We start from the raw sequence: 12,730 nt of genomic DNA on the forward strand, positions 1-12,730 counted from the left end.
ACACGAACTCTGACCAGTAGCGTAGGTGTCGCGAAACGTCGCGGAAAAGACACGCTCCGTGACATTGTGTCGGGAGGGCGAGCACCCATGGCCAGCAGGACCAGCAACCCGCACCTCGCCCTGTGGACCGCCGCGAGCGGCCTGTCCCACGGCGAGATCGCCCGCCGGGTCGCCGCCGAAGCCGTTCGCCAAGGTCACCGCCAGATCACCCCGGACGCCACCCGCGTCCGCCGCTGGATCGACGGCGAACGCCCCCGCCCGCCGGTGCCCACTTTGCTCGCCGCCGTGCTCTCCGAGACGGTCGGCCAGCCGCTCACTCCCGGTGATCTCGGCCTCACGGCGGCCGGAGCCGTTCTGGATACGATCCAAGTCCCGCTGCTGACCGAAGCAGCCGCCCAGACCCTGGCCGGATGGACGCAGATGGACCTGTTCATGGACCGCCGCGAAACCCTCAAACTCGCTGTTGGGGCCCCGCTGATCCTCGCCGCCGAGCGGATGTTGGGTGGCACAGCCCGGCCCTTGAACCGGGCCGCCCAGGGATTCGACACCGACACCGTCACCGCGCTCGAAGAGGTCACCGCGTTCTTCACCCGAGCCGATGCCACGAAGGGCGGCGGACTGTACCGCTCCGCAATCGTCGCGCAGCTCGCCGAAGTCGCCCGCCGCATTCAAGACGGCGTTCCGGCCGGCCTGCGGGCCCGGGTCTTCGCCGCGACCGCCGACCTGGCCGCGCTCGCCGGATGGGTCAGCCACGATTGCGGCCGGTATGCGACGGCACAGCGCTACTGGAGCTACGGCATCTACGCGGCGGGCGAGGCCGGGCAGCCCGACCGAGGGGTGGAAATCGTCACCCGCATGTCGCACCAGATGATCTACCTCGGTCGCCCGCGCGATGCCCTCGGCCTCCTCGAAGTGGCCGCCGCGAAGGCTGACCGACCTGCGGCAAAGGCCCTGGTCGCCTCGCAGACCGGCCGGGTGCATGCGGCCCTCGGCGATGAGCACCAGGCCGAGACACATCTGGGCACTGCCGACGATCTTTTGGCAGACGGCCTGGGCGAGGTGCCCACGTGGGTGGCGTACTTCGACGCCGCCGAACACGCCGGCGCCCGTGCCGTATCCGCCCGCGACCTCGCTGCACTCGGCCGTCCCCACGGTCCCGCGAGCGTCTGCTTCCACGACGCGCTGGAGCTGCGGGCCCCTGGCTTCGAGCGGGTCCGTGTCATGGACCGCGTCGGGCTGGCCGCCGCGCTGTTCGACGAGGGCGAGGTCGAGCAGGCCGCTGCTGCTGCCCAGCAGGCGCTGGACGATGCTGCCCGTATCGACTCGGCGCTCGTGGCCTCCCGGCTCAACACCCTGCTGGACGCCACCCGCCCTTACCGCACCGCCTCGGTCGAAGAGGTCCGGGGACGGGCGAGGGACCTCGCCGCCGCCAGGCCGACGACAGTCGCGGCCTGAGAGCATCGGAATCATGGGCAAGCACCGCCGACCCGGGCCACCGAACCAGCCTTCCCGCGCCACCGCACGTGTCGACCCCAACGACCCGCTCGCTGCGTACGTAAAGAGGAGGCGTGCGCCCATGGACCAGTACCGGCGCCACCGCCCGCTGCACGGCGGTGCCGGCCACCTCCACCCCAGCGAAGCGAGGGTCCTCGAAGAGTGGACCGGTTTCGCGTACGAACCAGTCGGCACGGCTCCCGATCTCGCTGCGGCGCAGGCATGGGTGCATGATCTCGATCCCGGCACCGTGGATGGTGAAGAGTAGAGGCACGCCCGCCGTGCCCGGCGGCACCACGCATCTCATGTCATGTGGCGTCCCGGTTCTGATCGCGCATCATGTTCCGCAGGGCCTGCCGGGCGGAGATCAGGTCGTCCTGTCGCGCGGGCGCGTCAGCTCCTCGTTCCGGTGCGGGAACTTGACCGCCTCGATGAGCCGGACTCAAAGGCAACCGGCCCGCCGGGGCAGGGTCTGTGGGCCGCAGTCGGCCGGAGAGGTCAGGCTGCTGCCTCGTCCGTCGCGTGCAGCTCGACGTTGTGGGTGCGGAAACCACCCCGGGGCCTTTCTCGAAACCTGCCGAAGCATGCCGGCCGGCCGTCACGGCAGGACCGCGATCCCGTCCAGTTCGACCAGGGCCTGTTGGTCCCAGAGCCGTACGACACCGATCACCGCCATCGCGGGATACTCGCGGCCCGCCAACCGGCGCCAGACGCGGCCGAGTTCGGCGGCGTGGGCGCGGTAGTCCGCGATGTCCGTCGCGTAGACGGTCACCCGGGCGAGGTCGTCCGGGCCGCCGCCCGTCGCCGCGAGTGCGGTCAGGAGGTTGCCGAGCGCCCGCTCGAACTGGGCGGGAAGTGTTTCCCCCACGACCTTCCCGGTCCCGTCGAGCGCGGTCTGTCCGGCCAGGAGAACCAGTTGGCCGCCGGTGGCGGTGACCGCGTGCGAGAAGCCGGTGGCCGGGGAGAGCCCGGCGGGGTTGAGGCGCTCCAGGCTCATCCGTACAACTCCTTCGCGATGATGGTGCGTTGGACCTCGGTGGCGCCCTCGTAGATCCGTGGCGCCCGGACCTCGCGGTACAGGTGCTCCAGCGGATGGCCGCGCCGGAGGGCGCGGGCGCCGTGCAGTTGTACGGCGGCGTCGACGACGTACTGCGCGGTCTCGGTCGCGAACAGCTTCGCCATCGCCGAGCGCCGGGGTACGTCCGGTGCGCCGGTGTCGTACGCCTCGGCCGCCGCGTACACCAGCAGCCGCGCGGCCTCGGTACGTGTCGCCATCTCCGCGACCTGGTGCGCGACCGATTGCAGGTCCTTGAGCGGGCCGCCGAACGCGGTGCGGGCCGCCGTGTGGCCCAGCGTCGCGTCCAGGGCCGCCTGTGCCATGCCGACGGCGAAGGCGCCGACGCTGGGGCGGAAGAGATTGAGAGTGTTCATGGCGACCCGGAAGCCTCCGCCCACCTCGCCGAGGACATCGTCCCGGGACACGGACACGGCGTCGAAGGCGAGGGCGCCGATGGGGTGCGGGGAGAGCATCTCGATCGGGGAGCCGGTCAGTCCCGGCCGGTCGGCGGGGACGAGGAAGGCGGTGACTCCGCGCGCTCCGGCGCCCTCCTCCGTACGGGCGAAGACGGTGTAGAAGTCGGCCTCGGGGGCGTTCGAGATCCAGCGTTTCCCGCCCGTCAACAGCCAGCCGTCGCCGTCCGGTAGCGCCCGCAGGGCGAGCGCGGCGGCGTCCGAACCGGCGCCCGGCTCACTGAGCGCGAAGGCGGCCACGGCGCGGCCGGCGCGCACCTCGGGCAGCCAGCGGGCCCGCTGGCGGTCGGTGCCGGCCTGGACGACGGGGTACGTGCCGAGGCCCTGGAGGGCGAGCGCGGTCTCGGCCTCCGTACAGCCCTGGGCGAGGGATTCGCGCAGCAGGCACAGGTCCAGCGCACCGGCTCCGGCCGACCGGTCGCCCGGACCCCCGCCGTCCCTACCCTGACCGTCCGCGCCCGCACCCCGGTCGCCCGCTCTCCCGAACAGCCTTTCCAGCAGGCCGAGTTCGCCGAGCGCCGCGATCAGGGGCCGGTTCACCCGGCCCGGCTCGCCCTTCTCCGCGAGCGGGCGCAGCCGCTCCTCGGCCAGGGCCCGCAGTTGCGCGCACCAGTCGGTCTGTGCCGGATCGAGCGAGAATACGGGCATCCGAGCTCCCACTTCCTGCGCCTTTATCGCGGACCGTTGACTGTCGTCAACTTCACGATACGCTCGATGGGCGACCTCGACGACGCCCCGGACAGGGCCTAGGGGGCGAACCATGGAGCTGGAGCTGACACCGTCGGCCCACATCGACACCTTCGCGCGCGACCATCTCCCGCCCGCGGAGCAGTGGCCCCACCTCGTCCCCCTGCCGCCCGGGACGCGCTCGCCCGACCGTCTGAACTGCGCAGCCGAGCTGCTGGACCGTACGGCCGAGCGGTTCGGCGCGGACCGCCCCGTCTTCCGGACACCCTCGGGGGAGATCTGGTCGTACGGGGAGCTGCGCGGGCGCGTCGACCGGATCGCCCACGTCCTGACCTCCGATCTGGGCGTGGTGCCGGGGAACCGGGTGCTGCTGCGCGGGCCCACGACCCCCTGGCTGGCGGCCTGCTGGCTGGCGGTGCTCAAGGCGGGCGCGGTGGCCGTCACCGTACTGGCCCAGCAGCGGGCGCACGAGCTGGCCACCATGTGTGAGATCGCCCGGGTCCGCCATGCCCTGTGTGACATCCGGTCGGTGGACGATCTGGTCAAGGCGGAGGTGCCGGGGCTGCGGATCACGGCGTACGGCGGGGACGCGCCGGACGATCTGCTGCGGCTGGCGGACAGCAGACCGGAGCGGTACGCGGCGGTGGAGACGGCGGCGGACGATGTGGCGCTGATCGCCTTCACCTCGGGAACGACGGGCCGGCCCAAGGGGTGCATGCACTTCCACCGCGATGTGCTGGCCGTCGCCGACACCTTCTCGCGTCAGGTGCTGCGCCCGGAGCCGGGCGACATCTTCGCGGGCAGTCCACCGCTCGGTTTCACCTTCGGTCTCGGCGGGCTGGTGCTCTTCCCGATGCGGGCCGGGGCATCGGCGCTGCTGCTCGAACAGGCCCGCCCCGCCCAGCTGTTGGCGGCGGTGGCGGAGCACCGGGTGTCGGTCCTGTTCACCGCGCCGACCGCGTACCGCGTGATGCTCGACGAGCTGAGCTCGAAACCGTACGACGTCTCCTCCCTCCGGCGCTGTGTGTCGGCGGGCGAGAACCTGCCCGCCGACACCTGGCGTGCCTGGCACGAGCGGACCGGGCTGCGCGTCATCAACGGCATCGGGGCGACCGAGCTGCTCCACATCTTCATCTCGGCCGCCGACGACGCGATCAGACCGGGCACGACCGGGGTGCCGGTGCCGGGGTGGCAGGCGCGCGTCGTGGACCGTTCGGGTGCGCCGGTGCCCGACGGGGAGCCGGGGCTGCTGGCCGTACGCGGCCCGGTGGGCTGCCGGTATCTGTCCGATCCGCGCCAACTGGAGTACGTACAGGGCGGCTGGAATCTGACCGGCGACACCTACATACGTGAGCCGGACGGCTACTTCCGCTATGTCGCCCGCGCCGACGACATGATCATCTCGGCCGGTTACAACATCCCGGGCCCCCAGGTCGAGGACGCGCTGCTGGCCCATCCCGATGTGGTGGAGGCGGCGGTGGTCGGCCGTCCCGACGCGCTGCGCGGCGAGATCGTCGCCGCGTATGTCGTGCTGCGGGACGGGGTGGCGCGCGACGAGGGGACCGCCGGGGAGTTGCGGGGATTCGTCAGGTCCCGGCTGGTGCCGTACAAATGCCCGCGCGCGATCGTCTTCCTGGACGCCCTCCCCCGCACCCCCACCGGCAAACTCCAGCGCTTCCGGCTGCGCGGTCCGGCGCCTGGGAGCGCACTGAACGAGTGAGTCCGACACCCCCTGAGGTGATCACGTGGGAGGGGCAGGATCTAGGGTTGTCACGTGGCCGAGCAGCACACCCCCCGTTCCCTGATCGTCACCCTGTACGGCGCGTACGGCCGCACACCGGACGATTCCCCGCTCCCCGTCGCGGAGTTGATCCGCCTGCTGGGAGCACTCGGCGTCGATGCGCCCTCCGTACGGTCGGCCGTCTCCCGGCTCAAGCGGCGCGGCCTGCTGATCGCCGAGCGCACGGCGGACGGCGCGGCCGGATACGTGCTGTCGGCCGAGGCCCGCCAGCTGCTCGACGACGGGGACCGGCGGATCTACGCCCGTCCCTCGCCCCGGCTCTCCGACGGCTGGGTGCTGGCCGTCTTCTCCGTCCCCGAGGCCGAACGCCACAAGCGTCATCTGCTGCGTTCACGGCTGGGCCGGCTCGGCTTCGGGACGGCGGCGCCCGGTGTCTGGATCGCGCCGGGGCGGCTGTACGAGGAGACCCGGCACACCTTGCGGCGGCTCCAACTCGACCCGTACGTCGATCTGTTCAGCGGAGAGCATCTCGGCTTCGAGGCGACGGACCGCGCGGTGGCCCGCTGGTGGGACCTCGACGCGATCGCCGCCCTGCACGAGGAGTTCCTGGCCGCGCACGAGCCGGTACTGCGCGGGTGGGAGGAGCGGAGCGTGACGGAGGAGCGGGGCACGGCTTTGGCGCAGGACGCCTACCGCGACTACCTGTTCGCGCTCGACTCCTGGCGCCGGCTTCCGTACGCCGACCCCGGCCTGCCCGCCGAGCTCCTGCCGGAGAACTGGCCGGGCGAACGGTCCGCCGATGTCTTCGCCCAGTTGCACACCCGGCTGCGCGACGCCGGGCTGGAGTTCGTACACCGCCCGCTCACCACAGGGCGCCCGCTCACCGCAGAGTGAGGCGCGGCTTCGGGTCGTCGGTGCGGCCCGCCGGGGGCGTGCGGCTGCCCGCGCGGTACGGCAACGGCCAGGGCGCGGCCGGGCCTTCGTAGCCCTGGTCGGCCGCCGCGTGCAACGTCCAGTGCGGGTCGTAGAGATGGGGACGGGCCAGCGCGCACAGGTCCGTACGGCCCGCCAGCAAAAGGGAGTTGACGTCGTCCCAGGAGGAGATGGCGCCGACGGCGATGACCGGGACGGACAGGGTGTTGCGGATCCGGTCCGCGAACGGCGTCTGGTACGAACGCCCGAACTCGGGCTTCTCGTCGGGGACCACCTGGCCGGTCGAGACGTCGATGGCGTCGGCGCCGTGCGCGGCGAAGGCGCGGGCGATCTCGACGGCCTCCTCGGCGGTGTTTCCGCCCGGCGCCCAGTCGGTGGCGGAGATACGGACCGTCATGGGCCGGTCCTCGGGCCAGTCCGCGCGTACGGCGTCGAAGACTTCGAGGGGGAAACGCAGCCGGGCCGCCGTCGAACCGCCGTACGCGTCGGTACGTCGGTTGGTGAGGGGGGAGAGGAAGCCGGAGAGCAGGTAGCCGTGGGCGCAGTGCAGTTCCAGCAGGTCGAAGCCGCTGCGCTGGGCCCGCCGGGCGGCGGAGGCGAACTGTTCGCGTATCTCGATGAGTTGGCGGCGGTCGAGCTGATGCGGGATCTGGCTGACGCCCGGCCGGTACGGCAGCGGGGAGGCGGCGGACAGCGGCCAGTTGCCGGTCGGCAGGGGCTCGTCCATGCCCTCCCACATCAGCCGGGTGGAGCCCTTGCGGCCCGCGTGCCCCAGCTGGACGCCGATGGCGGTGCCGGGTGAGGAGGCGTGGACGAACGCGGTGACCCGGCGCCAGGCGTCGCCCTGTTCGCGGGTGTAGAGGCCGGTGCAGCCCGGGGTGATCCGGCCCTCGGGGCTGACGCAGACCATCTCGGTCATGACCAGGCCCGCGCCGCCCAGGGCTCGCGCGCCGAGGTGGACGAGATGGAGGTCACCGGGGACGCCGTCGACCGCGGAGTACAGGTCCATGGGCGAGACGACGACCCGGTTGCGCAGGGTCAGTCCGCGCAGCCGGAAGGGGGTGAACATCGGGGGTGTGCCGGGCGGGCAGCCGAAGTCCTCCTCCACGGTCCGGGTGAAGGCCGGGTCGCGCAGCCGCAGATTGTCGTGGGTGACCCGGCGGCTGCGGGTGAGCAGGCCGAAGGCGAACTGGCGCGGTGGCTGGCCGGTGTACGTGGCCAGCTCCTCGAACCAGCGCAGGCTGGCGGCGGCAGCACGCTGGGTGGACGCGACGACCGGGCGGCGCTCGTTCTCGTACGCGGCGAGCGCGGCCGGCAGATCCGGCTGCTCCTCGATACAGGCGGCGAGCGCGAGGGCGTCCTCGACGGCGAGCTTGGTGCCGGAGCCGATCGAGAAGTGGGCGGTGTGCGCGGCGTCGCCGATCAGCACCGTATTGCCGTGGCTCCAGCGGTCGTTGACGACGGTACGGAAGGCTGTCCAGGACGAGGCGTTCGAGCGGAGCGGACGCCCGCCGAGGGCGTCGGCGAAGATCTTGGCGCAGCGTTCGGTGGACTCCCGCTCGTCGAGGTCCGCGAATCCGGCCGCCTGCCAGACCTCTTCGCGCATCTCGACGATGACGGTGCTCGCCGACTCCGCGTACGGATAGCCGTGCAGTTGCATCACGCCGTGCGCGGTCTCGGCGATCTCGAAGCGGAACGCGTCGAACGCGAAGTCCGCGGCGAGCCAGACGTAACGGCAGCGGTGGGTGGTGACGGTGGGCCGGAAGACGTCGGCGTGGGCGGTACGAGTGAGACTGTGAACGCCGTCGGCGGCGACCACCAGGTCGTAGGAGGAGGCGAGTTCGGCGGCGGGCGGTGCCTCGGTGCGGAAGCGGAGCCGTACGCCGAGGGACGTACAGCGCTCGTGCAGGATCTCCAGCAGTCTGCGCCGGCCGAGGGCCGCGAAGCCGTGGCCGCCGGAGGTGAGGGTCCGGCCGCGGTGGACGATGTCGATGTCGTCCCAGCGGACGAACTCGCCCTGGAGCGCCCGATGGACGACGGGATCGGCGTGTTCTATGCCGCCGAGGGTCTCGTCGGAGAGGACCACACCGAAGCCGAACGTGTCATCGGGGGCGTTGCGTTCCCAGACGGTGATCTCGCGGGCGGGGTCGAGCCGTTTGAGCAGGGCCGCCGCGTACAGCCCGCCGGGTCCGCCACCGATGACCGCGACGCGCGGGGCGCGGGCCACGGCTACCGGCCCTGCCACTTCGGCGACCGCTTCTCGGTGAAGGCCGCGTGGAATTCCCGGTAGTCCTCGCCGTTCATCAGCAACGCCTGGGTGACGGCGTCCAGTTCGACGGCGGCGGCGAGCGGCATGTCCAGCTCGGCGGTGAGCAGGGCCTTGGTCTGGGCGTGGGCCAGGGCGGGTCCGTCGGCGAGCCGGCGGGCCAGCTCGGCGGCCCGTGCGCCGGACCGGCCCTCGTCGGTCAGCTCGCTGATCAGGCCGATCCGCTCGGCCTCCGGCGCGCGTACCGGCTCCCCGAGCATCAGCAGCCGGGTCGCGTGCCCTAGCCCGACCACCCGGGGCAGCAGATAGGCCGCGCCCATGTCACCGCCGGAGAGACCGACGCGGGTGAAGAGGAAGGCGAACCGGGCGGAGGGTTCGGCGATCCGGAAGTCGGCGGCGAGCGCCAGTACGGCGCCGGCGCCCGCGGCGACTCCGTGCACAGCGGCGATCACCGGGAAGGGGCACTCACGGATCGCCCGGACGACCTGTCCTGTCATCCGGTTGAAGTCGAGCAGCTGGGTGGTGTCCATGGCGAGCGTGGCGCCGATGATCTCGTCCACGTCGCCGCCCGAGCAGAAGCCGCGCCCCTCCCCGGCCAGGACGAGGGCGCGTACGGAACGCTCCCGGGACAGCTCCGCGAGGAGATCGCGCAGGTCGGCGTAGGCGCCGAAGGTGAGCGCGTTCAGCTTCTCGGGGCGGGCGAGGGTGACGGTCGCGACCCCGCCGTCCGGGTCCCGCGTCAGCCGGAGATGGCGCCACTCCTGAGTACGGGGCGCGGAGCCGGAAAAGGGGCTCGCGGAGTGAGTGCCGGAGTGACTCGTGGAGTGACCCATGGAGTGCGGCCTCCTTCAGCTGATGCTGCGGATGCTCTGTCGCGCTGCCTGCCCTGCTGTCCGTGCTGCCTGCCGTGCTGCTCTGTACGAGTCCACCGAGGCCATCGGTACGGGTCGGTACGGCCGTCGCGTACGGCCGTCGGCACAAGCCCCGCCCAGGAACCGTATCACTCGAATGTGACCGTCGTCACGAGTGCGCGATACGCCTGCGACCCTTCCGTGACACGTCCGTGAGGTGACGTTCGTAGGCTGCCAAAGGTCCCGTTCCGGTCAGGACATAAGTCCCATGCCCGGCGGGCCCCAGCCCCTTGCCCATACACTCACGCTCCGTATGGTTGAAGCTGATACAAGTAACCTCTCCGCGCCTCCCCCGCACCCGCGCCCCGATCGGACCCCACGCCATGCTCGAAGCCGCAGGCTCCTCTCCTTGGCGAGCCACGCTTCCGCACAGCGTCGAGGCCGTTCCTCTCGCGCGGGCCATGGTCCGTACGGCACTTGAGCATCTGGACGAGCCGACCCACAGCGACACCGCCGAGCTGCTCACCGCGGAACTGGTCGCCAACGCCATACAGCACACGACGGGGGAAACTCCCATCGAGCTGGTCGTGGAGGTTCTGCCCACCGGATGCCAGGTGGAGGTGCACGACGGCGATCCGGCCCCGCCGGGCAATCTCTCGCACCCCGGAACGATGCCGGACCCGTGGCAGGAGGACGGCCGCGGCCTGCTGCTGATCAGCACACTCAGCGCCGCCTGCGGCCACCGCGCCACCGATCAGGGCAAGGCCGTCTGGTTCACACTCCCCGCGCGCCGGGCGGAGAGTGCCTGAACCACACGTGAGCCGGGACCACCCGGAGAGCCCGGACTACGCGGACTCTTCGGATGCGGCCAGGGTGGCCACCAGGACGGCCTTGATGGTGTGCAGCCGGTTCTCCGCCTCGTCGAAGACCACCGAGTGCGCCGACTCGAAGACCTCGTCGGTGACCTCCAGCTCGGTCAGCCCGTGCCGCTCGTACAGCTCCCGCCCGACCGCGGTGCCCAGGTCGTGGAAGGCCGGGAGGCAGTGCAGGAACTTCACCGCGGGATTGCCCGTCGCGCGCAGGACGTCCATGGTCACGGCGTACGGACCGAGCGCGGCGATGCGCTCGTCCCACACCTCCTTGGGCTCCCCCATCGACACCCAGACGTCGGTGGCCACGAAATCCGCGCCCGCGACGCCCTCGGTGATGTTCTCGGTGAGGGTGAGCCGGGCTCCGCTGACCTCGGCGGCCTGGCGGGCCAGGGTGAGGATCTCGTCGGACGGCCAGTAGGCGCGCGGCGCGACGATCCGCACGTCCATCCCCAGCAGGGCGCCCGTGACCAGGTACGAGTTGCCCATGTTGAAGCGGGCGTCCCCGAGGTAGGCGTAGGCGATCTCCGTCAGGGGCTTGTCGCTGTGCTCGGTCATCGTGAGCACGTCGGCGAGCATCTGGGTAGGGTGCCACTCGTCCGTGAGCCCGTTGAAGACGGGGACACCGGCATACGCGGCGAGCTCCTCGACGGTCGCCTGGGCGTCGCCGCGGAACTCGATGCCGTCGAACATCCGCCCGAGCACCCGGGCGGTGTCCTTCGCCGACTCCTTCTTCCCGATGTGTGAGCCCGCCGGGTCGATATAGGTCGTGGCCGCCCCCTGATCCGCGGCCGCCACCTCGAAGGCGCAGCGGGTGCGGGTCGACGACTTCTCGAAGATCAGCGCGATGTTCCTGCCGCGCAGCCGCTGGACTTCGGCGCCCGCCTTCTTCGCGGCCTTGAGCTCGGCGGCCAGGTCGATCAGGCCGCGGACCTCCTCGGCCGTGAAGTCCAGCTCCTTGAGGAAGTGGCGGCCTTCGAGGTGTATCGCCATGGTGGCTGCTCCTGGGCGCGAATCGGGGGGTGGCACATACAGAGACCATGAAACTATATACGATGCTCCGTATTGCTATACGGAGCAGTGCGGGCCGCTCGGTGCCGTACGGACCGCTACGCGGGATCCCGCTCGACCGGACAGCTCATGCAACGGGGTCCGCCGCGCCCCCGGCCCAGCTCGCTGCCGGGAATCTCGATCACCTCGACCCCTTGCGTGCGGAGATGGGTGTTGGTGGTGACGTTGCGCTCGTAGGTGACGACGACGCCCGGCTCGACGGCGAGCACGTTGCAACCGTCGTCCCACTGCTCACGCGCCGCCGAGTGCACGTCCTGGGTGGCGGTCAGCACCCGGATCTCCGGCAGCCCGAGGGCCGCCGCCATCGCGCGGTGCATATGCTCCGGAGGGTGGTCGGTGACCTTCAACTCGCTGCCGTCGCCTCCCGGTTGGATGGTGTACGAACGGAGCATGCCCAGCCCCTCGTACTGGATGAACGTGTCCTGGTCGACCATCGTCATCACCGTGTCGAGATGCATGAACGCCCGGCGCTTGGGCATGTCGAGCGCCACGATCGTGGTGGCGGAGCCGGCCGCGAAGAGCCCCCGGGCCAGCATCTCGACGGCCTGCGGCGTGGTGCGCTCGCTCATCCCGATCAGTACGGCTCCCCTGCCGATGACCAGGACGTCGCCGCCCTCGATGGTGGAGGGGTAGTCGTCCTGCCCCTCCGACCAGTGGGCGAAGGCGCCGGCGTCCGGCCCGGTGAAGAGGGGGTGGTGCTTGTAGATCGCCTCGAAGTGTACGGTCTCGCGCTGCCTGGCCGGCCAGCGCATGGCGTTGATGGACACCCCGTCGTAGATCCAGGCGGAAGTGTCCCGGGTGAAGAGATGGTTGGGCAGCGGGTCGAGCAGAAAGTCGTCGAGGCCCATCACATGGAAGCGGACCGAGGTCGGCTCCGCGTGCCGCTCCAGGAACTCCCGCTTGGTCATCCCGCCGACCAGCGCCTCGACCAGATCGGCCGTCGGCAACTCGTCGAAGATCTCCCGCAGATGGCCCGTCGCGAGCGGGCCGTACTCCTTCTCGTCGAAGACGCGGTCCAGTACGAGCCGCCGCGCCGTCGGCAGCTCCAGCGACTCTCGCAGCAGATCGCCGAAGAGGTGCACCGTCACACCCCGGCCGCGCAGCACCTCCACGAACGCGTCGTGCTCCTCCTGGGCGCGGCGCACCCACAGCACATCGTCGAAGAGCAGCGCGTCCTTGTTGCCGGGGGTGAGCCGCTTCAGTTCCAGATCGGGCCGGTGCAAAATGACGCGGCGCAGCCGCCCGGTCTCTGAGTCCACACGAAATCCCATGGGCCTATCGTGACGCG

11 protein-coding genes are annotated in these 12,730 nt (G+C 71.3%); 5 read left to right on the forward strand and 6 right to left on the reverse strand.

Annotated features, from left to right (window positions below; translation table 11 throughout):
- Positions 1-87: 87 nt before the first annotated feature.
- Positions 88-1,455, forward strand: a complete 1,368-nt coding sequence (locus tag ACIQD6_RS19660) for a Tat pathway signal protein (protein ID WP_401884175.1) — start codon at positions 88-90, stop codon at positions 1,453-1,455.
- A gap of 13 nt (positions 1,456-1,468) precedes the next feature.
- Positions 1,469-1,762 carry a DUF6087 family protein gene (locus ACIQD6_RS19665; protein ID WP_401884177.1) on the forward strand — a complete coding sequence of 98 codons (294 nt, stop codon included), beginning with the start codon at positions 1,469-1,471 and terminating at the stop codon, positions 1,760-1,762.
- Positions 1,763-2,092: 330 nt separating this feature from the next.
- Here ACIQD6_RS19665 and ACIQD6_RS19670 read toward each other — a convergent pair whose 3' ends face one another.
- Both ACIQD6_RS19670 and ACIQD6_RS19675 read right to left on the reverse strand, forming a co-directional pair.
- Complete coding sequence (locus tag ACIQD6_RS19670; RefSeq protein ID WP_401884179.1) at positions 2,093-2,491, reverse strand: RidA family protein; 399 nt, start codon at positions 2,489-2,491, stop codon at positions 2,093-2,095.
- Positions 2,488-3,672, reverse strand: coding sequence for an acyl-CoA dehydrogenase family protein (locus ACIQD6_RS19675; protein WP_401884180.1), 1,185 nt, complete (start codon positions 3,670-3,672; stop codon positions 2,488-2,490). Before ACIQD6_RS19675 ends, ACIQD6_RS19670 begins: the two co-directional genes overlap by 4 nt.
- 112 nt (positions 3,673-3,784) lie before the next feature.
- Here ACIQD6_RS19675 and ACIQD6_RS19680 point away from each other — a divergent pair, with 112 nt between their 5' ends.
- Together ACIQD6_RS19680 and ACIQD6_RS19685 are read left to right on the forward strand one after the other, a co-directional pair.
- Positions 3,785-5,431, forward strand: a complete 1,647-nt coding sequence (locus ACIQD6_RS19680) for an AMP-binding protein (protein ID WP_401884181.1) — start codon at positions 3,785-3,787, stop codon at positions 5,429-5,431.
- 54 nt (positions 5,432-5,485) lie between these two features.
- Positions 5,486-6,346: a PaaX family transcriptional regulator C-terminal domain-containing protein gene (locus ACIQD6_RS19685; RefSeq protein ID WP_401884183.1), complete on the forward strand. Its 861-nt coding sequence runs from the start codon at positions 5,486-5,488 to the stop codon at positions 6,344-6,346.
- On the opposite strand, the gene ACIQD6_RS19690 is transcribed toward ACIQD6_RS19685, so the two are convergent.
- Entirely contained in the window at positions 6,333-8,630 is a 2,298-nt protein-coding gene (locus ACIQD6_RS19690) for a bifunctional salicylyl-CoA 5-hydroxylase/oxidoreductase (RefSeq protein ID WP_401884184.1), read from the reverse strand. The genes ACIQD6_RS19685 and ACIQD6_RS19690 overlap by 14 nt on opposite strands.
- Positions 8,615-9,484, reverse strand: a complete 870-nt coding sequence (locus ACIQD6_RS19695; protein WP_401884185.1) for an enoyl-CoA hydratase family protein — start codon at positions 9,482-9,484, stop codon at positions 8,615-8,617. The genes ACIQD6_RS19690 and ACIQD6_RS19695 overlap by 16 nt, the downstream gene beginning before the upstream one ends.
- 401 nt (positions 9,485-9,885) lie before the next feature.
- On the opposite strand from ACIQD6_RS19695, the gene ACIQD6_RS19700 reads away from it, so the two are divergent.
- Positions 9,886-10,311 (forward strand): ATP-binding protein, encoded by a 426-nt coding sequence (locus ACIQD6_RS19700; protein WP_401884186.1) that lies wholly within the window; start codon positions 9,886-9,888, stop codon positions 10,309-10,311.
- A gap of 36 nt (positions 10,312-10,347) precedes the next feature.
- Here the strand turns inward: ACIQD6_RS19700 and argF are convergent, their stop codons facing one another.
- Entirely contained in the window at positions 10,348-11,364 is a 1,017-nt protein-coding gene (gene argF / locus ACIQD6_RS19705; RefSeq protein WP_401884188.1) for an ornithine carbamoyltransferase, read from the reverse strand.
- A 116-nt stretch (positions 11,365-11,480) separates the two neighbouring features.
- Complete coding sequence (locus ACIQD6_RS19710; RefSeq protein ID WP_401884190.1) at positions 11,481-12,713, reverse strand: arginine deiminase; 1,233 nt, start codon at positions 12,711-12,713, stop codon at positions 11,481-11,483.
- Between the last annotated feature and the right edge of the window lie 17 nt (positions 12,714-12,730).

Source organism: Streptomyces sp. NPDC088400 (assembly GCF_044753355.1).
Classification (GTDB): Bacteria; Actinomycetota; Actinomycetes; order Streptomycetales; family Streptomycetaceae; genus Streptomyces.